Genomic DNA, 21,634 nt, shown 5'->3' with positions numbered 1-21,634 from the left:
CAGTCAGACCTAGCGTTTTGTCAGTGACAGCGCCTTGAGTAGATTGAAGGACTCAAACAGTGGGTAATCCGTCTCGATCAGGTTACCAATGGACTGGTCCGAGCTTGAGGTGTTGCCACCGGCATTATCCAGATGGCCTTTGAGGTCCGCTTCCTTGATGCTCACACCATCCACATTCATTGGCGTGACTTTTACATCCTTGACGCGAATATCCGGCGTAATGCCCTCAGCCTGAATAGAACGGCCGTTAGGCGTGAAGTAAAGAGCAGTGGTCAGCTTGATCGCGCTGTCCTTGCCCAGTGGCATGATGGTTTGCACTGAACCCTTGCCAAAGCTTGGCTCACCCAGCACGACCGCACGTTTGCGATCCTGCAGTGCGCCGGAAACAATCTCAGAGGCGGAAGCTGAGCCGCCGTTAATCAATACCACTAATGGCACGCCGTGGGTCATATCGCCTGCCTTGGCTTTGAAGTCGGTACGACCTTCATCGTCGCCACGGCCCTGGGTGTAAACGACCAGTCCGCCATCCAAAAAGGCGCCGGCCACTTCCACCGCCGCCTGAAGGACGCCGCCGGGGTTGTTACGCAGGTCCATCACGATGCCTTTCAGCCCGCCATGACTTGCGGCTTCGCCTTGCATTTGCTGCAGGGCGCGGATGACTTCCTGACCGCTATCTTCCTGGAACTGGGTAATGCGCAGGTATCCATAACCGTTATCGTAGAGTTTGCTGCGCACACTCTTCACGCGAATGATGTCTCGCTTCAGCGTTTTAACGATTGGCTGGTTTACGCCTTCGCGCATGATGGTCAGGGTGATGCTGCTGCCAGGCTTGCCGCGCATCAGGTTGATGGCGTCAGTCACGCTCAAGGAGGAGACTGCCTCATTGTTGATCTTGATGATCAGATCGCCTGCACGCAGGTCTGCACGCTGCGCGGGTGTGTCATCAATCGGTGCTACGACACGGATCATGCCGTCCTGTTCATCCACTTCGATGCCCAGCCCGCCAAACTCACCGGAGGTGCTTTCCTGCAGGTCGCGGAAGGAGTCCGGGTCGAGATAAGCCGAGTGCGGATCCAGATTGGCCACCATGCCCTGAATCGCATATTGAATCAGCTTCTGGTCACTGACTTCGGAGACGTAATTTTGCTTGATGCGCTCGAAAGCTTCAGCGAAGAGTCGCAGAGACTGAATCGGTAACTGGCTATCAGCGCTGGTTGCAGCAGAGGAGTCATCAGCGGCCATGGCAGACATCGGCAATGCCAATGCCAGTGCCATAGAAGCGACAAAGGGGCGAAGTGAGGTCTTAACCATGTTTGAACCAGGGTTGTGGATCGGTAGCTTTTCCGTTGCGACGAATGGCGAAATACAGGTTGGACTGTTGCTGGCCGCCGCTACGGCCGAGAGTGGCAATGGCTTCTCCCGCCTGAACCCAGTCACCGGTGTCTTTCAGGAGGGTTTCATTGTGTCCATACAGGCTCATATAGCCTTGGCCATGATCAATAATCAAGAGTAAGCCAAAGCCGCGTAGCCAGTCGGCAAAGACGACACGCCCCTGACTGACTGCTTTGACCGTGGCGCCAGTAGGGCCGCCGATGATAATGCCATCACTACGAACATAGCCTTCCGCACTACCAAAACGGGAAATAATCGGGCCATCAATGGGCAGGGCCAGCTTGCCTTTAAGAGAAGGAAAGTTACCTTGCGTCTGACTGAGTTTGGCGGCGCGCAAAGATGCTTCAATTTGTGCCAGCATGGTTTGCAGGCGCTTTTCATCGCCTTGCATTGAGGAGAGGCGATTCTCGCGGTTAGCCATTTGCTTATTCAGTGCAGCCAGCGTTTTACGCCGATCCGCATAGACTTTTGCCAGTTCTTTCTGGCGGCTTTCCATGCCTTCCTGTGCTTTAACCTGCTTGGCGCGTTTATCATTCAGGTCCTGCTGAACCAGTCGAAGCTTGTCGAGGCTGGTGCGATAGGCGAATAGCTCGTCATGACGCGCCTGTTGCAGACGGTTCTGATAAGCCCATAAACGAGCCAGCGCATCAGGAGAGGATTGGGACAGCAGCATTTTGAGACGATCCGCACCCTGACCATTCATATAGGCGGCACGGACCTGCTGCTCAATGGACTTTTTTTGTTCGGCACTGGCCTCATTCAGCGCTTTTTTTTTCTCCTCAAGGGAGTGGATTTGCTGATCCAGTTCCTTGAGTTCGGCTTCTTGCTCACGGATTTGCTGCTGAAGCTGCCCCATGGCTTTCTCATGGGTTTTTAACTCGGAGCTAAGGTCCGAGCGCTCGCCCTTGGCATCCTTAAGCCAGCCTTCCAGCTTATTGATGTCCTGCTTGAGCTGACGAATTTGCGACTGCGTCGCGGTTTTATCCTGGTCGGTGGCTGCCTCAACAGCAAAACTGCTGCTCGCGAGGGCGAACAGCAGCATTAAAGCAGAAGCGCGAGAAACGCGCAGAGAGCGCAAGAACGTCAGTGGCATCGCATCACTTAATATGCACGAGGGATTTGCCGGACATTTCCTTGGGAACTTCCATTCCCATCAGGTTCAGTACTGTCGGCGCCAGATCGGCCAGAATACCTTTGTCCAGAGTCACATCACGCGGGCCATCATAGACCAGACCTACCGGGAAGACAGTATGAGACGTATGCGCCTGACCTGTTTTCGGGTCCTGCATCATTTCCACGTTGCCATGGTCGGCGGTAATCAGGGCTTCGCCACCGACTTCGCGCAGGGCCTCCAGCACTTTGCCAAGACAGCTATCCACTGCCTCGACGGCTTTTACCGCAGCATCATAGTCACCAGAGTGGCCGACCATATCGCCGTTGGCATAGTTGCAGCAAATGAAGTCGTACTTGCCCGCGCGAATCGCTTCGCAGAGTTTGTCAGTGACTTCCGGTGCGCTCATTTCGGGCTGCAGGTCATAGGTCGCTACCTTAGGCGAGGGCACCAGAATGCGCTCTTCACCCGTCCATTTATCTTCCTGACCACCACTGAAAAAGAAGGTGACGTGGGCGTACTTTTCGGTTTCGGCAATGCGTAGCTGGGTTTTGCCGTTGTCTGCCAGATATTCACCCAGAGTGTTATGCAGCGTCTCTGGTGGGTAAGCGCAGGGAATATCAAATGAGGAGGAATACTCCGTCAGCATGACGTACTGCACATTTGGAGTAGCCTTGCGGGTGAAACCGTCAAAGCTCTCGCCTTCAATGAAAGGGCGGGTGATTTCACGGGCGCGGTCCGGGCGGAAGTTCATGCAGATCAGGGTATCGCCATCGGCCACCGCGGCTGCATTGCCTTCGCTATCGGTGATAACGGTCGCCTTCACAAACTCATCATTTTCGTCACGCTCATAAGCGGCGGACAAACCTTCCTGTGCAGATTTAGCAGAGTATTCTGCTTCACCCTGAGCAATGACGTTATAGGCAGTTTCGACGCGTTCCCAACGGTTATCGCGATCCATTGCGTAATAGCGGCCGCAGATGGAAGCAATACGGCCCTTGCCGACTTTCTTCAGCGCATCCTCCATGAAACTGATGGAACCTTCTGCGCTGCGTGGCGGCGTGTCGCGACCATCCAGAAAGGCGTGAACGTAAATCTTGTCTGCGCCACGGTCTGCCGCGAGCTGGCAGGCGGCTGCCATGTGCTCCTGATGGCTGTGGACGCCGCCATCAGACATCAGACCGAGAATGTGCACTGCTTTGCCAGCTTTAACCGCTGCATCAATATTGCTGACCAGTACTTCGTTCTTGAAGAAGTCGCCATTCTCAATTTCACGGGTGATGCGGGTCAGGTTCTGATACACCACACGCCCTGCACCAATATTCATGTGACCGACTTCGGAGTTACCCATCTGGCCTTCAGGAAGACCAACGTCCAGGCCTGAGGTGGCAATCAATGACCTTGGTGCGTTTTCCCACAGGCCATTCCATACAGGCGCTTTGGCTGAGTTGAAGGCGCTTGAGTCAGTTTTCTCAACACCCCAACCATCTAGAATGATCAAGGCTACAGGTTTGCGTGTGGTACTCATTGGTAATTCACCCTTGTACTTGTCTCATCCGGCGCGGCTTTCGGGCTGGGTCCGGTCAGTCTGATTGTTTCATTCTACTCTCTAATGGCAATCCGGGATACCGGCAAGTCCCGAGGCACTATGCGACTTTCTGCGCAGCAAATATGGCTCAATAGCAGGGTGGCAATAGTTGTTTTCTTGGAAGGTGATAGTTGTGCTTGGCTGGTCTGAAAGTGTGGGCAGTGTATACTGGCGCCCATCTAGATGAGTGCAGCTTCCCATCTGCGAAGCTGTGTTGGCAGATCCGACGGAACACGAACAATTTATGGAACGTTATATCGAATTCGCAATTCGCAACTGGGAATGGGTGCTGGCTTTTTTTGTCGTGCTGATTGCCCTTTTTGTGACTGAACGACGTAAAGGCGGGGCTTCTGTAACGCCTCAGCAGGCCACTACTCTGATCAATAAAGACGATGCTGTAGTGGTTGATGTGCGTCCCCGAAAAGAGTTCGATACCGGCCATATTGTGAACAGTGTCAATATCCCTTCGGCGGATATCGCCAAGCGTGCTGGTGAGCTTAAAAAGCATCAGGACAAACCTGTAATTGTCGTCTGTGCTTTAGGTCAGACGGCAGGTGCTGCAGCTAAAACTCTCAAAGAGCAGGGCTTTAACAACGTAGTGCGTCTGGGTGGCGGTATCAGTGAGTGGAAGGCGTCGAATCTGCCCGTCGTTCGTTAATTCTGGCGAAAGCAAGAGACAGGAGATCCATCATGACCCAAGTAGAAATCTACACCACGAAATTTTGCCCTTTCTGCATCCGCGCCAAGCAGCTGCTGCAGCATAAAGGTGTCGAGTTCAACGAGATTCCTGTGGATGGCAATGCAGAGTTGCGTCAGCACATGACAGAGCGTGCCAACGGGAGTCGTACTGTTCCTCAGATCTTTGTGGGTGAGACTCATGTGGGAGGTTGTGATGATCTGTTCGCGATGGAGCGTGCCGGAAAACTGGATACGCTTCTGGCGGGCTGATACTCTTGGGCGTCTTTATTTGTCCCTAACCCGTTTTAAGGAAAGCTCATGGCTGACGAAGCACAAGCCCAACAACCTCAGTTTGCTCTGCAGCGCCTGTATCTGAAAGACGTTTCTTTTGAAGCGCCAAGCAGCCCGGTTATCTTCACCAAAGACTGGGAGCCCAAGGTGAAAATGGATCTGAACGCTGGTGCAAACCTGCTGGCCGAAGGTCTTTATGAGGTGGTGGTTTCTGTGACTGTCACCGTAACTACAGCTGAAGAAACTGCTTTCCTGGTGGAAGTCGAGCAGGCAGGTCTGTTCGTTGCTCGTGGTATCGAAGGTGATGCTCTGGATCATACCCTGAACGCCTTCTGCCCGAACGTCCTGTTTCCTTACGCTCGCGAAGCCGTTGACAGTCTGGTGGTTAAAGGTGGCTTCCCTCCACTTATGCTTGCGCCCGTTAACTTTGATGCACTTTATGCTGAGCAAAAAGCACGTGCGCAACAGGAAGGTACACCTGCCAACTAAGAGGATGTTGGCTAACCTGACCAAGGTTGATGCTTAAGCATCCTTTCCTGGGCTGTGCCAGGAAAAAAAACGGAGCATATAGCTCCGTTTTTTATTGCCTGTCGTCAGGCTGTCCTGCGTGATTAGCTCAGATCGCCGCTCACAGATTGCAGTTGCTGTATCAGTGCTTTGAAGAGCTTGGCATTGCCAGCCAGCACATGGCCGTTTTGGCGATAGCTGGGGTTGCCGCTGATATCACCAAGCAGTGCGCCTGCTTCCTGGAGCAACAGAGTGCCTGCATCAAGCTCAAGATCTGTCTGGGCGAAGAAGATTCCCGCATCGACCTGACCTGCCGCAACGCTAGCCATGTCCAGCAGGGCGCTACCGGTCTGGTGTAGATGAGTGTTGCACATCATCAGTTGGCGCTGAGCATTCATATAGGTGCTTAACAGATGACGGTTGCTGATGGTGTTGTCAAAGGACAGAGAAACCATTGCGCCATCCAGCTGCGCCTTGTTGCTAAGGCGAATGCGACGTCCATTCAGTTGAGCACCACGGCCACGGCTGGCTGTGTACTCATCACTCGACATCGGGTGGATGATCAGCATGTGCTCAGCCTTGCCGCGAATATGAGCCACCATGGACAGGGTAAATGAAGGCAGGCCGCGGCTGTAGTTGAGCTCGCCATTCAGGGCGTTGACCGTCCAGCTGGCTTCGGGCTCAGCAACAGCTTCACCTGCCTGACCACCAACAGAGCCTGTGACGCTGTGGTTGGGATAGGCTTTCTGCAGGCTGCGAGCAATACTTTGCTCTGCGCGCTGGCAGGTTTCGCGGATGAATTTATTGACGTCCTGGCCTTCGGCGCGGATGACGTCTAGGCGCTCAATGGCGCGCACGAGATTTTCGGAGGCGATTCGAGCAGCGCGAATCGCAATATTCAGCATTGGCTGCATGGTAACTATTTACCAATTCTAGAGTGTCAGGACAAAAGGACGGGAATCATAGCAGAAAACTCTCCCCGCGTATCCCCTAATGTTATCGCTTTGCGACACTGTTTCGCGCCAGTTGAGGCTTAAGTGCAGGGATTTGGTCGAGATTTGATATTCCTTTTCTGCTAATATGGCGCGCCATTTTATTGTGAGTATTCTCTCATGCTTGATCGAGTGCGGATTGTTCTGGTGCACACCACCCTGTCAGCCAATATCGGCTCGGCGGCGCGTGCGATGAAGACCATGGGGTTGTCACGGCTGGTGCTGGTCGCGCCAAAAGAGTTTCCCAGCGAGGATGCAGTGGTGCTGAGCTCCGGGGCGACAGATGTTCTCGATAATGCCGAAGTGGTTTCTACGCTGGACGAGGCGATTGCAGGATGTCGTCTCGTAGTAGGGACCAGTGCCCGTCAGCGTCACTTGCCCTGGCCTTTGCTTAACCCTCGCGAAGCAGCTGCTCAAGCTGTTAAAGAACTGAGCGGGGAAGGGCAGGATGAAGTGGCGCTGGTGTTTGGGCGTGAAGATCGCGGCCTGACGAATGACGAGCTGCACAAATGTCATTATCACGTGCACATTCCCACCAATCCTGATTTTAGTTCTCTGAACCTGGCTGCTGCGGTTCAGGTGCTGGCGTATGAAATGCGTTTTGCCTCACTGTCATCCCGAGAAACGGTTGACGAAGAAGCGCCGCACTGGGGTGTCTGCTGGGATGTGAAGGGTGCTACTGCTGATGACACAGAACGACTCTTTGAGCATCTGGAGAAAGTGTTAATCGATGTCGAGTTTCTGGATCCTGAAAAACCACGCCATTTGATGTCGCGGCTTCGTCGTTTGATCCTGCGGGCGCGTCCCGATGATATCGAAGTGAATGTGCTGCGTGGTTTTCTCTCCGCTATTGAAAAGTCGGTGCGCTAAACCCAAGTGTTTCACTAGGGTGAATACTTGATCAAATTACTCGGGAATTGCATAATATCCCGCACGTAAAAGGCGATGACGATGTTTTTGATAGTGTCGCCTTGGGAATTTACACATCAAGCCGCACCTAAGGAGCGCGCGAGGGAGTCTGCACCATGCGACTGACAACCAAAGGGCGATACGCTGTGACAGCCATGCTGGATCTTGCATTGCACCGTGGCAAAGGTCCGACATGTCTGGCGGACATCTCCGAACGTCAGGGGATTTCCCTGTCATATCTTGAGCAGCTCTTTGCCAAGTTGCGCCGCCATGATTTGGTGCGCAGTGTTCGCGGTCCAGGTGGCGGTTACCAATTAAGCCGTGATATCGGTCAAATTTATGTCGCGCAGGTTGTTGATGCGGTCAATGAAACTGTCGACGCTACCGGGTGTAAAGGTCAGGGCGGATGCCAGCAAATGGGTGAAACCTGTCTGACTCACCACTTGTGGAGTGATCTGAGTGATCAAATCCACCATTTTCTTAGCGGCATCAGCCTGGCTGATCTTGTCGCTCGTCGTGACGTGCAAGCCGCCGCAGAGCGACAGGAACGTCGTATTAACGGAGCCTTGAGTGCAGATCGCATCGCGATTGGCTGATCTGCTCACTGTGAATTAGTGAAAGAAGGGTTAGGCCCTGGAGAGTTTACGATGAAGATGCCTGTATTCCTTGACTACCAGTCCACTACGCCGGTTGATCCTCGTGTGGCGGAGAAGATGATGCAGTGCCTGACGATGGATGGCGTGTTTGGTAACCCTGCATCTCGCTCCCACATGTTTGGCTGGAAAGCAGAAGAGTTGGTTGAGCAGGCTCGCGAGCAGGTGGCCGGTCTTATTGGTGCTGACCCCCGTGAGATTGTATGGACTTCCGGTGCCACGGAGGCCAGCAATCTGGCGATCAAAGGTGCTGCGCATTTTTATCAGAAAAAAGGCAAGCACATCATCACTTCCCGTATTGAGCACAAAGCGACGCTGGATTCCTGCCGTCAGCTGGAGCGTGAAGGTTTCGAAATTACTTATCTGACGCCTAACGATAAAGGTCTGATTGAGCCTGAGGCGCTGGCGGAAGCGCTGCGCGATGACACTGTTCTTGTGTCCCTAATGCATGTGAATAACGAGATTGGCACCATCACTGATATCGCCGCGATCGGTAAAATCACGCGTGAGCGTGGTGTTCTGCTCCATGTCGATGCTGCTCAAAGCGTCGGCAAGATTCCTGTTGATGTTGAAGCCATGAATGTGGATTTGATGTCCCTGACTGCACACAAAATTTACGGACCCAAAGGTGTTGGTGCGCTTTATGTGCGTCGTAAGCCGCGTGTTCGTATCGAAGCGCAGATGCATGGTGGTGGTCATGAGCGCGGCATGCGTTCCGGTACATTGCCTACTCACCAGATCGTTGGCATGGGCGAGGCCTATCGCATTGCTGGCGAAGAAATGGATGCGGATAACGAGCGCGTTGCCAAGTTGCGTCAGCGTCTGTGGGATGGCGTGAAGGATATGGAGGCGGTGTACATCAATGGTGATGAGGTCAAGCGCGTTCACGGTAACCTGAACATCAGCTTCGCTTTCGTTGAGGGTGAGTCTTTGCTGATGAGTCTTAAAGACCTGGCAGTATCTTCTGGTTCTGCCTGCACTTCTGCCAGCCTTGAGCCTTCCTATGTGCTGCGTGCGCTTGGATTGAATGATGAAATGGCCCACAGCTCTATTCGTTTTGGTATTGGCCGTTTCACCACTGAAGAAGAAATTGATCATGCTGTTGGTCTTATCCGCAAAGCTGTCGACAAACTGCGTGAATTGTCGCCTCTGTGGGATATGTATAAAGATGGCGTGGACTTGAATACCGTTGAATGGGCGCATCACTAAGCCGACCGTGCGGCGATGACCCTAACCCTTTGAGGAGAAAACGATGGCTTACAGCGAAAAAGTAATCGACCATTACGAGAATCCACGCAACGTGGGTAAATTTGATGCCGCTGATAACAGCATCGGTACCGGTATGGTGGGTGCACCTGCCTGTGGTGATGTGATGCGCCTGCAGATCAAGGTTAGTGATACGGGCGTCATCGAAGATGCCAAGTTCAAGACCTATGGTTGTGGTTCTGCGATTGCCTCCAGCTCTCTGGTAACTGAGTGGATGAAAGGCATGACTCTGGATGAGGCGGCCCAGATCAAGAACACCGCTATTGCTGAAGAACTGGCTTTGCCTCCAGTGAAAATTCACTGCTCGGTACTGGCAGAAGATGCCATTAAAGCGGCGATCGAAGATTACCGCAGCAAAGCCAAGTAATTTCCTGTCAGAGCGCCCTGCGTGGGCGCCGCCAGATGATGGAGTAAGACGCACATGAGCATTAGCTTGACCGAAGCGGCAGCTCGCCACGTAGGGCGTTACATCGAGAGCCGTGGACATGGTGAAGGCGTACGTCTCGGGGTGAGAACTTCCGGTTGTTCGGGCCTGGCCTATGTGCTGGAGTTTGTTGATAAAGGTGATACTTCAGACGAAGTGTTTGAGTCTTTCGGCGTGAAAGTTTTTATCGATCCAAAAAGCCTGAGCTATCTGGACGGTACTGAGCTGGATTTCGTCAAGGAAGGTCTCAACGAAGGCTTTAAATTCAACAATCCCAACGTCCGTAATGAGTGCGGATGTGGGGAAAGCTTCAACATCTGATCTCTATGGACTTCAGGCAAAATTACTTCGAGCTTTTCCAAGTGCCGGTCAGCTTTACGGTTGACCTGCCACTAATTCAGTTGCGCTATCAGGAACTGCAGAAAACGCTGCATCCTGATCGGCACGCGGCGTCAGGTGCTCAGCAACAGCGTCTTGCACTGCAGTATGCCACTCGCGTCAACGAAGGCCTGGCTACGCTCAAGTCTCCTTTGAAGCGTGCGATGTATTTGCTTGAATTGGCGGGAATGCCGCTTAACAGCGAATCAGAAACCACGCGCGATACAGGATTTCTGATGCAGCAAATGGAATGGCGTGAGGCTTTGTCTGACGCTGAAGGCGCCATTGATCCTTTTCCTGCATTGGATGCGGTTCGCCATGATGTGGAAGCTGCGCAAAAATTGCTGGTGGATCGCTTTGTGGCCGCCTACGAAGAAGGTGGCGAAGTTGCTCTCTCTCAGGCGAAAGAGTACGTGCGCCAGATGCAGTTTATGCATAAATTGCTGGCTGAAATTGATGCTATCGAAGCGCGCCTCGACGACTAACTCTACACGAAGGTATTGCGGTGTTACTGCAGATTTCTGAACCGGGCTTAAGTCCACGCCCTCATCAGCTTAAGCGTGCCGCAGGTATTGACCTCGGAACCACCAACTCTCTGGTTGCTACTGTCCGCAGTAGTGAGCGTGTGACGCTGACGGATGAGGATGGTCGCGACATTCTTCCCTCCATTGTGCGCTATACCGATGAGGGTGTTGAGGTGGGCGTCGAAGCCAAAGCCTCGCTGCTTGAAGATGCAGAAAATACGCTGATGTCGGTTAAGCGTCTGATGGGCAGAAGCGTCAATGATGTGGATGTTTCTCTCCTGCCTTATCGGGTTCGCGAAGGAGAGAACGGTACGCCTTTCATTACCACGCGTCGTGGTGAAGTCACCCCAGTTCAGGTATCCGCAGAAATTTTGCGTGCACTGTCCGCGCGTGCTCGGGAGGCTCTTGGTGGCCCGCTGGATGGTGTTGTTATTACCGTGCCGGCCTACTTCGATGATGCCCAGCGCCAGGCGACCAAAGATGCTGCTCGTCTAGCTGGCATGAATGTGATGCGCCTGCTGAATGAGCCGACGGCTGCGGCAGTTGCTTACGGTCTTGATGAAAAGGCAGAAGGCGTTATCGCGGTTTATGACCTTGGTGGCGGTACCTTTGATATTTCTATTCTGCGGCTCAAACGCGGCGTCTTTGAAGTCTTGTCGACCGGCGGTGATAGTGCCCTGGGCGGTGATGATTTCGACCTGGCTATTGCTCGCTGGTGTGTTGAGCAATGGGGATTAAACGCCTCTGATCTGGATGGTCGTGCCTGGCGACACCTGCAGGAAGCCTCTAAAAAGGCTAAAGAGCAGCTGGCTTCTGATGATCAGGTCGATATTAAAGTGGAAATTCAGGATCAGCTGCGTCAAGCCATGCTGACCCGTGTGCAAATGGATGCCTTATTGGCTCCATTGGTGCAAAAGACGCTTCGTGCCTGCCGTAAAGCACTGCGTGATGCGCAAATCGCGGCCGATGAAATTGCCGAAGTGGTGATGGTCGGCGGCTCCACCCGTACGCTTAGCGTGCGTGGTCAGGTGGCCGAATTCTTTGGCTGTGAGCCGCTAACCTCTATCGATCCGGATAAAGTTGTAGCGCTGGGCGCTGCGGCGCAGGCTGATGTTCTTATCGGCAACAAGCGCGATGCCGACATGTTGCTGCTGGATGTGATCCCCCTCTCTTTGGGTCTGGAAACCATGGGAGGGCTAGCAGAGCGGGTTATTGATCGTAATACCGTTATTCCTGTTGCCCGTGCCCAAGAGTTTACGACCTTCAAGGATGGTCAAACGGCGATGATGATTCATGTGGTTCAAGGCGAGCGTGAGCTGGTATCTGATTGCCGGTCTTTGGCGCGTTTTGAGCTGCATGGTATTCCACCTCTGGCCGCTGGTGCTGCTCGTATCCGTGTGGCCTTTCAGGTGGATGCTGACGGCCTGCTCTCTGTGAGCGCTGAGGAAACAACCTCCGGGGTGAAGAGTAGTGTAGTGGTGAAGCCTTCCTACGGACTTTCCGAGGAAGAAATTTCTACCATGCTGAGCGCATCCCAGAACTTCGCAGCTGAAGATATGGCTGCGCGAGCATTGGCTGAGCAGCAAGTCGAGGCGGATCGTCTGCTCGAAGCGCTGCGTAGCGCCTTGATTGCGGATAAGCATCTGCTGTCAGAAGAAGAGTTGCTGCAGCTTGAAGTTGGTATGGAGGCCGTTCGTCAGCTTCGTGATAGCGTGACGGATCATAGTGTGCTTTCAGCCGCGATCGAAAAGCTGAGCCAGGAAAGTGATTATTTTGCGACGCGACGTATGGACAGAAGCATTCATGATGCGCTGGCTGGTCATCGTGTTGATGAATTCTGAGGTGACCCATGACCCAAGTGATTTTTCTTCCTCACGCCGAAGTGTGTCCGGAAGGTAAAGTGATCGACGTTGAGCCCGGTGTCACTATTTGTGATGCGGCGCTGGCCAACGGGATTGAAATCGAGCATGCCTGCGAGAAATCCTGTGCCTGCACGACCTGCCACGTCATTGTTCGTGAGGGTTTTAGCTCCCTCAATGACTCTGATGAACTGGAAGATGACATGCTGGACAAGGCGTGGGGTCTTGAGCCTGAATCCCGTCTGAGTTGTCAGGCGGTGGTGGGTAACGAAGATCTGGTGGTTGAGCTACCGCGTTACACATTGAATCACGCCTCCGAGCGCCACTGAGGATTTCGCCATGCTGTGGACTGATGTTCAGGATATCGCTATCGAGCTGGCTGATGCTCATGAGGATGTTGATCCCCAGTATGTGCGTTTTACCGACCTGCACCGCTGGGTCTGTGAGCTGGAGGGCTTCGAGGATGATCCGCAGCGCTCCAATGAGAAGATTCTTGAGGCCATACAGATGGCCTGGATTGAAGAAGCTCGCTGATCACGAAACCCGCCCAGGCGGGTTTTTGGTTATTTCGGGGGGTGGCTACTCAGCGAGCAATGAACCACGTATAATCTCCGGTTCTTAAAATTTACCCCCTAATCTTTGCGTTTCAGCTGGAGAATAAAATGGCAACTCAACGTACCCTTTCCATCATCAAGCCTGATGCCGTTAAGAAAAACGTTATCGGTGAAATCATCGCGCGTTTTGAGCGTGCCGGCCTGAAAGTAGTTGAAGGTAAACTGGTTACCCTGAGCCAGGAACAGGCTGAAGGTTTCTACGCTGAACACAAAGAGCGTCCTTTCTTCAAGGATCTGGTTGCGTTCATGACTTCTGGCCCTGTTTTTGTTCAGGTTCTGGAAGGTGAAAACGCTATCGCTAAAAACCGTGAAATCATGGGCGCTACTAACCCGAAAGAAGCCGCTGCAGGTACTCTGCGTCATGACTTCGCTGAGTCAATCGATGCTAACGCCGTTCACGGTTCTGACTCCGAAACATCCGCTGCCCGTGAAGTTGAATACTTCTTCGGTAAGTGATGCCCGGGCCTTTTAGGTCCATGATTTTGTAAAAAAAGAAGTGCCCCATGAACGATCAAGTCAACAAAGTTAATTTGCTCGGACTTTCATTGCCAAAGCTGATCGCTTTCTTTGAAAGTTTTGGTGAAAAGAAATTTCGCGCGGTTCAGGTAGCGAAGTGGATACACCAGCGTGGGGCCTCTTCCTTTGAAGAAATGACCGATATCAGCAAGAAGCTTCGTCAGAAGCTGGAAGAGATTGCTGAGGTTCGTGATCCGGAAATACTCTTTCAGCACTTTTCCAAAGACGGTACCCGTAAATGGGTCGTCAAAGTGGCGGGTAATAACTCCGTTGAGACAGTGCTGATTCCTGATGGTGATCGCGCCACGTTGTGTGTTTCATCGCAGGTAGGCTGCTCGCTCGATTGCAGCTTCTGTTCTACAGGAAAGCAGGGCTTTAACCGCAACCTGAGCCCTGAAGAGATTATTGGTCAGTTGCGTGTTGCAATTGGCTCCTTCGGACCCTTTGATTCAAATGGTCCTCGTCGTGTGACCAACGTGGTAATGATGGGTATGGGCGAGCCGCTCATGAACTTTGAGCCTGTCGTTGATGCGATGTCTCTGATGATGGATGACAACGCTTACGGTCTTTCCAAGCGTCGTGTGACCCTGAGTACGGCAGGTGTTGTGCCGATGATTGATAAGCTCGGCGATGTGACGGACGTTACGCTGGCTGTATCGCTGCACGCACCTAATGATGCCTTGCGTGACAAAATTGTCCCTATTAATCGCAAGTATCCTATTGAAGATTTGATGTCTGCTTGTCAGCGCTATCTGGATAAGTGTGACGACAAGCGTGGTATTACCTTCGAGTACACCCTGCTTAAAGATGTGAATGACCAGCCTGAGCATGCCCATGAGTTGATCAAGCTGCTCAAGCGCATTGATTGCAAGCTAAACCTGATTCCTTTCAATCCCTACCCGAATTCGGGTTATGAACGTCCCGGTGACGAGACGATTCGTGCATTCCAGAATCTGGTGCACCGTTCGGGAATCGTGACGACTGTGCGAACAACACGCGGTGAAGATATAGATGCAGCCTGTGGGCAGCTGGTGGGTCAGGTAACGGACCGGACACGTCGTAGCGAGCGCTATATTAAATTGCTTGATCAGTCATTGACGGTTCGTGATAACCTTGGGCTCTGATGCCGCGGGAGGCATCACGAGTATTTGATCTAATATCGCATCTATCTAGACAAAGGAGACTAGCATGCGCGGCAGAGCATGGATCGTTATTTTGGTGGTCATGTTACTGCAAGCCTGTGCAATTTCTCCGAAGCCGACACTCTCTTCAGCAGAAAAAAAAGAGAAAGATCAGCGTACCGCCGAGGCTTATGTTCGCCTCGGTCTGGGCTACCTCAAGACCGGCCGCTCTGAAGAGGCGGTAAAGCCCCTGCAGCGTGCCATGGAGTTGGCACCGGATGACACAGAAGTGCTGAATGCCTGGGCCATGATGTATGCCGCTCAGGGTGAAAAAGCGCTGGCCGAAGATGCCTTCAATAATGCCATCCGTAAACATCCGGATGATGCCCGCCTTCATAATAACTTCGGTGCATTCCTGTTCTCTATTGGTAAAACCGAACAAGGTTGTACCGAGGTGCAGAAGGCCGCGGCTGATCCCATGTACGCCCAGCGGTCTCAAGCTTTTGAAAACTTGGGGCGCTGTGCTTTAATGCAAAACGACTTAACGACAGCGCGCGACCACTACAAGCGCGCCGTGCAGTTGTCACCACTGTCTGCAGAGGCGTGGTACACCCTGGCTCAAGTGAATTACAAGCTGTCTGATAACAAAGAGGCGGCTACGGATTACGCCTTTTTCCTCCGGTTAGTAAAACGCGGCTACGCCCGCCAAACCGATGCATCACTGGATTTAGGCAAAAAAATTGCGCAAGCCAGTGGTGATCAGTCCCTGTTAAATGAATTGAATAACTGGACACAGCCCGCAACCCCAGGAGCCTCGGAGTGAACGAAACAGACGACAACCGTAATGGTCTGAGTTCTGACGGCAGATTTCCCGGAGACCAACTGCGCCAAGGGCGTGAAAATCTTGGCCTGACATTAGAGGACGTTGCCAAGCAGCTGCATCTGACGCGCTTTTACGTGCAGGCGCTTGAGAATGGCGATTTTGGGCGCCTGCCCAATCCGACCTTTGTTCGTGGCTACCTCAAGGCATACGCCCGCATTATTGGTGAGCCTGAAGAAAAATGGCTTGGCTATTACGAGAAAATTGTAGGACAGCCAAAAGAGAGCAAGCTGGCGCCTTTGCCGACGGTTGGCAAGGCTCATTCCAATGTCACGGGTCGCTGGTTGATGAAACTTATGACCTTTGCCTTTGTTCTCACGATAGTTGTTATCACCCTGTTGTGGTTTAAAGAGCAGCGTCAGTTCACGAATCCTTCTGACGTCTTTCATAATCTGATCAGTAAGATCACTGTTTCCACTATGGAAGGCGATAAGCAGATTGTATTAACCGATCCGCAAACGGATGGCACGACCTCTTTGCCTCTTCCCACCAATACCGAATCCAGCTCTGCTCCGGATGCGATGGAGCACTCTTCTCCAGCGGCGGCGGTTGAAGATGATGTTCCTGCTGCAAGTACCGACACCAGCAATCAGGGAACTGCCTCTGCTGATATTTCTGGCGCGAATGACAGCGCTTCATCAGAAGCACCGTCAGCCGAAAATGTGGCGGGTGATGAGGTTGCTCCTGCGGCTGAGGGCGAAGGCGTCGCCGACGTTGCTCCGGAAGCTGGTAACGAAAGGGCTGTCATTGATAATCCCATTCCCACAGGGCCGGCTGGTACGGAGTATCTCCAGGTCAGCTTTACGGCAGACTGCTGGTTTCAGGTTCAGGATGGTGATGGGAAAAAAGTGGTTGCGGGTATCAAGACCGCTGGCGACCAGGTTGCCATGCACGTCAAACCACCTGTACGTGTCGTGATGGGCTACGCACCGGGCGTCTCCTCAATTTCTCTGAATAATAAGGCTGTCGATCTTAGCCAGTATGATGGTAAAGAAGTCGTCCGCCTGACTCTTAAAGCTAATTAATCCATTTAAGTGAAGGACAAACGCTGTGGCAAAGATTCAAGCCATACGCGGCATGAACGATGTGCTGCCTCAGGAAACCGCAGTTTGGCAGTACTTCGAGAAGACAGTTAAGCAAGTGCTTGATGCCTACGGCTATGGCGAGATCCGTATGCCTATTGTCGAGCAGACTCAGCTCTTTAAGCGCTCTATCGGCGAAGTAACAGATATCGTCGAAAAAGAAATGTATACCTTCGAGGATCGTAACGGCGAAAGCCTGACTCTGCGTCCGGAAGGGACTGCCAGTTGTGTTCGTGCTGCAGAAGAGCATGGCATGCTTTTCAACCAGACTCAGCGCCTCTGGTATCAGGGACCTATGTTCCGTTACGAAAAACCCCAGAAAGGGCGGTATCGTCAGTTTCACCAGATTGGCGTAGAAGCCTTTGGTATGGCGGGCGCAGATCTGGATGCCGAAGTCATTGCTCTGTCTGCGCGCCTGTGGAAATCCCTAGGGCTAATTGATCACGTAACGTTGGAGCTGAACTCCTTGGGGAGCCAGGAGGCGCGCGCGGCTTACCGTCAGCTATTGATCGATTATCTTTCTGCCCATTTGGATCAGCTGGATGAAGATAGTAAAAGACGTCTTCATTCCAATCCCCTGCGTGTGCTGGATTCTAAAGACCCGTCCACTCAGGAAGTCCTGAAGAATGCTCCAATGCTGCAAGATCACCTTGATGATGAGTCCAAGCAGCATTTTGCTGAACTGACCGCCATGTTGGAGGCTCAGGGTATTCGTTATGTGATTAACCCTCGTCTGGTGCGTGGTCTGGATTACTACAATCGTACTGTTTTTGAGTGGACCACAAATGCTTTGGGTGCGCAGGGTACCGTATGTGCAGGAGGCCGTTACGACGGTCTGGTTGCTCAGTTGGGTGGCAAGGCGACACCCGGTGCCGGTTTTGCTATGGGTGTTGAGCGTCTGATTCTGTTGCTGGAAACCCTGGAACTGGTGCCTGTTTCTGAGCGCGAGACGCTGGATGTGTATGTGGCTGCAGAGCATAAAGGGTTACAGCCCCAAGTGTTGGCTATGTCTGAGCAGCTTCGGGATGCACTTCCCGAGATCCGTATTCGTAGCCATTTTGCTGGCCTTAAGAACATCGGTAGCAAAGCCCGCATGGCGGGTTCCAAATTGACACTCTTGATCAAGTCTCGCGACGATGAATTGACCGCGACTCTGTGGCAAGGTGATACCCCTCAGGAATTGGCGATCAATCAGGTCGTAGATGCTGTCGCGACAGCATTGAAAGGTTAATGGACAGGAGCGCGTAGTGAGCGAGCTGAGATCAGAAGAAGAACAACTGGAACTTATCCGTAACTGGTTCAAGGAAAATGGCAAATCACTGCTTGTCGGCGTGTTGATTGCTTTGATCGCTGTATTTGGTTGGGAAGGTTGGAAGCGTTATCAGTCTTCATACAATGGTGCAGCATCGGCGTTGTACCAGACGATGCTGCAAGGCATGAATGTACTGAAGTCCGGCAAAATAGGCGACGATCAGAAAGCGACATTGGTTCATACCGCTCAGCAATTACGTGATGAGTATGGCGATACCAGCTATGCGCATTTTGGTGGTCTGCTGCTGGCTAAGCTCTATGTTGAGACGGGCGAGCTTGGCAAAGCAGAAGAACAGTTGCGTTGGGTGCATGAGCAAGAGCGGAATACCGATATGGGCGAGCTGGCTCAACTGCGTCTTGCCCGCGTGCTCGCTGCGGATGGTAAAGGTGAAGAGGCATTGGGTCTGCTGCAAGAGCAGCCAGGTGCGTATGAAGCTGATCGTGCGGAGCTCCGCGGCGATATCTTGGTCAGCCTTGGCAAAAAAGCGGAAGCTCGTGATGCCTATACCACGGCCGTTGCACTTTATCAGGAAGCAGGTCGGCCAAGCCCAGCGTTGGCAATGAAGCTGGACGATCTGGCTGTAGCGAAAGGAAGCTGATATGAAACTCCACTTTTTGGCTGGTGCCCTGCTTACTTCTGCGCTGCTGAGTGGTTGCGGCCTCTGGGGTTCCACTCCTGAAAACCAGCCTGCAGAATTGCAGGATATTGATGCGACTCTTAAGGTTAAAACCTTATGGGATCATGATGTGGGCTCCAGTGACGCGGATGATCCCACGCCCTTGATGCCAGCGGTTAGTGAGAAAGAAGTGTTTGCTGCTACCAATGAAGGTAGTGTAGTTGCTTACAACCGTGAATCAGGCAAGCAGCTTTGGGAGAAAGATCTCGAGGCACGTATTAGTGGTGGAGTCGGCTATAACGGTGATCTTATCGCTGTGGCGACCTTGGATGGTCAGCTGTTTGCGCTTGATGCTGCGACCGGAGAAGTCCGCTGGAAGCGCGAGGTGCCGACCGAAGTGCTGGCTCCTCCGCAGGGTAGTCCATCGCTGATTGTAGTGCAGTTTATCGATGGCAGCTTGGTTGCTTATTCAGCCACTGACGGCTCTGAAGTGTGGAGCTATGACAGCTCTGCACCTGCTTTGACATTACGTGGTACAGCGTCTCCATTGGTATTTAATAACGCGACTATCGCTAACTTTTCCTCAGGTAAAATTGCACTGCTGTCGAATGACACAGGATCAGTTATCTGGGAAAAAAGGTTGAGTATGCCTGATGGGCGCTCAGAGCTGGACCGGATGGTTGATGCCATGGGGCGTCCTGCCTTTGCAGATAACGTGCTTTATACGGCTACCTACCAAGGTACTATCACGGCAATGGAGTCCTCGAATGGTCGAGTGCTGTGGTCGAAACCCTTCTCGTCAGCTCATGGTGTAGCTGTTGATGATACAGCAGTATATGGCGTCTCTGATGAAGGAGATGTTGTGGCCTTTGATCGTCGTAGTGGTGCTGTGCTCTGGCAGCAGAATGCACTCAAGTACCGTAGTTTAGGTACGCCTGTGGTGTGGGGTGATGTGCTGGCTGTGTCTGATTTTGAAGGCTACGTACATGTGCTTTCACGCTTTGATGGTCGTTTTGTTAACCGTATTCATGTCGATAGTGACGGAATTGCGGGAGATATGCAGTCGGCTGGGCAGAGTTTATATATACTGAGTAATAGTGGACGGTTAGAAGCCCTCGGTTATTGAGTCTCGCTTCTTACCTATCGAGCGGCCGTCATCAGACGGCCGTTTGCGTATTTGAATCAATGAATGGTTACTAATCAATGAATCCTGTCGTCGCGCTGGTAGGGCGCCCAAATGTTGGGAAGTCTACCCTCTTTAATCGCCTGACACGTACCAACGATGCGCTCGTAGCAGATATGCCAGGCGTAACTCGTGACCGTAAATACGGCGAAGGGCGCGTCGGCGACCACGCCTATATTGTTGTTGATACCGGTGGTATCAGCGGCGAAGAAGTCGGCCTGGATATGGAAATGGCAGAGCAATCTCTGCTGGCTATTGAAGAAGCTGATATTGTTCTTTTCCTGGTTGATGGTCGTGCCGGGCTAACCCCGGCAGATGAGATGATCGCTCAACATCTTCGTCGCAGTGAGAAAAAAGCCTGGCTGGTGGTGAATAAGACCGATGGCCTGGATCCCGATATTGCAATGGGTGACTTTTTCAGCCTGGGCTTGCATGGTCCTTTTCCGATAGCGGCGGCTCATGGGCGTGGTGTTCGGTCTCTGATTGAGGAAGCACTGGCAGAATATCCTGTAATTGAAGAGCAGGAACGCGAGCTTGAGCTGGCTTCTAAAGGTATTCGTATCGGTGTGGTAGGGCGTCCTAATGTGGGCAAGTCCACGCTGGTTAACCGTATGTTGGGTGAAGACCGTGTTGTAGTCTATGACTACGCAGGCACTACGCGTGACAGCATCTATATTCCATATACTCGTAATGATCAGGACTATACCTTGATCGATACTGCAGGTATCCGCCGACGCCGCAGCGTGCATGAGGCCATCGAGAAGTTCTCGATCGTTAAAACGCTTCAGGCGATCAAAGACTCCCACGTAGTTATTTGTGTGCTGGATGCTCGTGATGGGCTTTCAGAACAGGATCTGCATCTGATTGGCTTTGTTATTGAGTCAGGCCGCGCGATGGTGATTGCCGTAAATAAGTGGGATGGCATGACTCAAGACCAGAAGGATGAGATTCGTCGGCAGCTCGATCGCCGACTCAGTTTTGCACACTTTGCCGATCTGCATTTTATTTCGGCGCTGCATGGTACGGCGGTGGGTGATCTTTATAAGTCGGTTAATGATGCCTATGACTCTGCTATGGCGAAATGGTCAACGAACCGTTTGACCAAGCTATTACAGGACTGTGTGCAGGATCACCAGCCGCCGATCGTCAAAGGGCGACGTATTAAACTGCGTTATGCTCACCAAGGGGGCTCTAATCCGCCTCTATTTATTGTGCATGGTAACTCCACACAGGATCTTCCTGGTTCATATCAGCGCTATCTGGAAAATCGTTTTGCTCAGGTGCTTGATATCAAAGGAACTCCAGTGCGCTTTAGCTTCAAAGGTGGAGATAATCCCTTCGCTGAAAAGCAGAAACCAAAGTCCGCTCGTGAAATGCGTGAGGAAGTGAAAAAGCGTCGCTTGGTAAGAAACATTAAGCGTAACGAAAAGAAAGGCTAAGTCCTTGATAAAAAAGCAGCGGCCAAGGCCGCTGCTTTTTTATATCTGCTGCTTGTGCTTTCGGTTATTGGCTTCGCGCAGTGAGGTTCAGCTTTTCCTGTGAAGGCTCTCAGTGTCGGTTTGAGCGTTTTCGGGCGTCATGAGCCTGAATTTGGCTTTTCTTGGTTTTACCCCTTGACGGACTCATTCAAAGGTCTATAATGCGCCCCCACTGAACGACGCGGCGCACCGCCAAGTCGGGAAAAACAAGAGTAAAATCAAGCAAGTAGCTGCTTGGAAGTGAAGTGAGTGATCACCGA

At 52.4% G+C, this 21,634-nt stretch carries 24 protein-coding genes; 20 read left to right on the top strand and 4 right to left on the bottom strand.

Translation table 11 applies throughout. The annotated features are described in order from the left end of the window. Positions 1-9: 9 nt before the first annotated feature. The 3 genes from ACKC9G_RS09050 to gpmI are packed head-to-tail and all read right to left on the bottom strand — an operon-like array spanning position 10 to position 4,031. Positions 10-1,311 carry a S41 family peptidase gene (locus tag ACKC9G_RS09050; protein WP_411404623.1) on the bottom strand — a complete coding sequence of 434 codons (1,302 nt, stop codon included), beginning with the start codon at positions 1,309-1,311 and terminating at the stop codon, positions 10-12. Further along, positions 1,304-2,485: a murein hydrolase activator EnvC family protein gene (locus ACKC9G_RS09045; RefSeq protein ID WP_411404622.1), complete on the bottom strand. Its 1,182-nt coding sequence runs from the start codon at positions 2,483-2,485 to the stop codon at positions 1,304-1,306. The genes ACKC9G_RS09050 and ACKC9G_RS09045 overlap by 8 nt, the downstream gene beginning before the upstream one ends. A 4-nt stretch (positions 2,486-2,489) precedes the next feature. Beyond that, positions 2,490-4,031 (bottom strand): 2,3-bisphosphoglycerate-independent phosphoglycerate mutase, encoded by a 1,542-nt coding sequence (gene gpmI, locus ACKC9G_RS09040; protein WP_411404621.1) that lies wholly within the window; start codon positions 4,029-4,031, stop codon positions 2,490-2,492. 304 nt (positions 4,032-4,335) lie between these two features. Here gpmI and ACKC9G_RS09035 point away from each other — a divergent pair, with 304 nt between their 5' ends. From ACKC9G_RS09035 to secB, 3 genes are read left to right on the top strand one after another with little or no spacing between them, the layout of a single operon-like run. Beyond that, a complete protein-coding gene (locus ACKC9G_RS09035; RefSeq protein ID WP_411404620.1) occupies positions 4,336-4,749 on the top strand; it encodes a rhodanese-like domain-containing protein in 414 nt (137 codons plus the stop codon). A gap of 32 nt (positions 4,750-4,781) precedes the next feature. Next, the gene (grxC, locus tag ACKC9G_RS09030) at positions 4,782-5,039 is read left to right on the top strand and encodes a glutaredoxin 3 (protein ID WP_411404619.1); all 258 of its coding nucleotides are present in this window, start codon (positions 4,782-4,784) and stop codon (positions 5,037-5,039) included. A gap of 48 nt (positions 5,040-5,087) precedes the next feature. Further along, positions 5,088-5,549, top strand: coding sequence for a protein-export chaperone SecB (secB, locus tag ACKC9G_RS09025; RefSeq protein WP_411404618.1), 462 nt, complete (start codon positions 5,088-5,090; stop codon positions 5,547-5,549). Between the two features lie 122 nt (positions 5,550-5,671). Here secB and ACKC9G_RS09020 read toward each other — a convergent pair whose 3' ends face one another. Continuing rightward, entirely contained in the window at positions 5,672-6,481 is an 810-nt protein-coding gene (locus tag ACKC9G_RS09020; RefSeq protein WP_411404617.1) for an inositol monophosphatase family protein, read from the bottom strand. Positions 6,482-6,679: 198 nt separating this feature from the next. Here ACKC9G_RS09020 and trmJ point away from each other — a divergent pair, with 198 nt between their 5' ends. The 17 genes from trmJ to der all read left to right on the top strand — a co-directional run bounded on the left by trmJ (position 6,680) and on the right by der (position 21,335). Beyond that, positions 6,680-7,429 (top strand): tRNA (cytosine(32)/uridine(32)-2'-O)-methyltransferase TrmJ, encoded by a 750-nt coding sequence (gene trmJ / locus ACKC9G_RS09015; protein ID WP_411404616.1) that lies wholly within the window; start codon positions 6,680-6,682, stop codon positions 7,427-7,429. A 155-nt stretch (positions 7,430-7,584) separates the two neighbouring features. Next, on the top strand, positions 7,585-8,064 hold the full coding sequence (gene iscR / locus ACKC9G_RS09010; protein ID WP_411404615.1) for a Fe-S cluster assembly transcriptional regulator IscR: 480 nt from the start codon (positions 7,585-7,587) through the stop codon (positions 8,062-8,064). A 51-nt stretch (positions 8,065-8,115) separates the two neighbouring features. After that, positions 8,116-9,330 (top strand): IscS subfamily cysteine desulfurase, encoded by a 1,215-nt coding sequence (locus ACKC9G_RS09005; protein ID WP_411404614.1) that lies wholly within the window; start codon positions 8,116-8,118, stop codon positions 9,328-9,330. A gap of 43 nt (positions 9,331-9,373) precedes the next feature. After that, a complete protein-coding gene (gene iscU / locus ACKC9G_RS09000) occupies positions 9,374-9,754 on the top strand; it encodes a Fe-S cluster assembly scaffold IscU (protein WP_411404613.1) in 381 nt (126 codons plus the stop codon). Positions 9,755-9,808: 54 nt separating this feature from the next. Continuing rightward, a complete protein-coding gene (gene iscA, locus ACKC9G_RS08995) occupies positions 9,809-10,132 on the top strand; it encodes an iron-sulfur cluster assembly protein IscA (RefSeq protein ID WP_411404612.1) in 324 nt (107 codons plus the stop codon). Next, positions 10,108-10,674, top strand: a complete 567-nt coding sequence (gene hscB / locus ACKC9G_RS08990; protein WP_411404611.1) for a Fe-S protein assembly co-chaperone HscB — start codon at positions 10,108-10,110, stop codon at positions 10,672-10,674. Before iscA ends, hscB begins: the two co-directional genes overlap by 25 nt. Positions 10,675-10,694: 20 nt before the next feature. Continuing rightward, complete coding sequence (gene hscA, locus ACKC9G_RS08985) at positions 10,695-12,554, top strand: Fe-S protein assembly chaperone HscA (protein WP_411404610.1); 1,860 nt, start codon at positions 10,695-10,697, stop codon at positions 12,552-12,554. A gap of 8 nt (positions 12,555-12,562) precedes the next feature. Continuing rightward, positions 12,563-12,901: an ISC system 2Fe-2S type ferredoxin gene (gene fdx, locus ACKC9G_RS08980; protein ID WP_411404609.1), complete on the top strand. Its 339-nt coding sequence runs from the start codon at positions 12,563-12,565 to the stop codon at positions 12,899-12,901. A 10-nt stretch (positions 12,902-12,911) separates the two neighbouring features. Beyond that, positions 12,912-13,106, top strand: a complete 195-nt coding sequence (gene iscX / locus ACKC9G_RS08975) for a Fe-S cluster assembly protein IscX (protein WP_411404608.1) — start codon at positions 12,912-12,914, stop codon at positions 13,104-13,106. Between the two features lie 128 nt (positions 13,107-13,234). Further along, positions 13,235-13,642, top strand: a complete 408-nt coding sequence (ndk, locus tag ACKC9G_RS08970; RefSeq protein WP_411404607.1) for a nucleoside-diphosphate kinase — start codon at positions 13,235-13,237, stop codon at positions 13,640-13,642. A gap of 47 nt (positions 13,643-13,689) precedes the next feature. Beyond that, positions 13,690-14,826: a 23S rRNA (adenine(2503)-C(2))-methyltransferase RlmN gene (rlmN, locus tag ACKC9G_RS08965; protein ID WP_411404606.1), complete on the top strand. Its 1,137-nt coding sequence runs from the start codon at positions 13,690-13,692 to the stop codon at positions 14,824-14,826. A 64-nt stretch (positions 14,827-14,890) separates the two neighbouring features. Then, positions 14,891-15,646: a type IV pilus biogenesis/stability protein PilW gene (gene pilW / locus ACKC9G_RS08960; protein WP_411404605.1), complete on the top strand. Its 756-nt coding sequence runs from the start codon at positions 14,891-14,893 to the stop codon at positions 15,644-15,646. Next, entirely contained in the window at positions 15,643-16,728 is a 1,086-nt protein-coding gene (locus tag ACKC9G_RS08955; protein WP_411404604.1) for a RodZ domain-containing protein, read from the top strand. The genes pilW and ACKC9G_RS08955 overlap by 4 nt, the downstream gene beginning before the upstream one ends. A gap of 52 nt (positions 16,729-16,780) precedes the next feature. Then, the gene (gene hisS, locus ACKC9G_RS08950) at positions 16,781-18,016 is read left to right on the top strand and encodes a histidine--tRNA ligase (RefSeq protein WP_411405029.1); all 1,236 of its coding nucleotides are present in this window, start codon (positions 16,781-16,783) and stop codon (positions 18,014-18,016) included. A gap of 16 nt (positions 18,017-18,032) precedes the next feature. Continuing rightward, on the top strand, positions 18,033-18,695 hold the full coding sequence (locus ACKC9G_RS08945) for a YfgM family protein (RefSeq protein ID WP_411404603.1): 663 nt from the start codon (positions 18,033-18,035) through the stop codon (positions 18,693-18,695). 1 nt (position 18,696) lies between these two features. Then, positions 18,697-19,839, top strand: coding sequence for an outer membrane protein assembly factor BamB (bamB, locus tag ACKC9G_RS08940; RefSeq protein WP_411404602.1), 1,143 nt, complete (start codon positions 18,697-18,699; stop codon positions 19,837-19,839). A 77-nt stretch (positions 19,840-19,916) separates the two neighbouring features. After that, positions 19,917-21,335, top strand: a complete 1,419-nt coding sequence (gene der, locus ACKC9G_RS08935; protein ID WP_411404601.1) for a ribosome biogenesis GTPase Der — start codon at positions 19,917-19,919, stop codon at positions 21,333-21,335. Positions 21,336-21,634: the final 299 nt, after the last annotated feature.

This window comes from Pokkaliibacter sp. CJK22405 (genome assembly GCF_046614695.1).
Classification (GTDB): domain Bacteria; phylum Pseudomonadota; class Gammaproteobacteria; order Pseudomonadales; family Balneatricaceae; genus Pokkaliibacter.
Note: the sequence above shows the minus strand (reverse complement) of the source record. Positions and strands in the feature narration are given on the sequence as shown.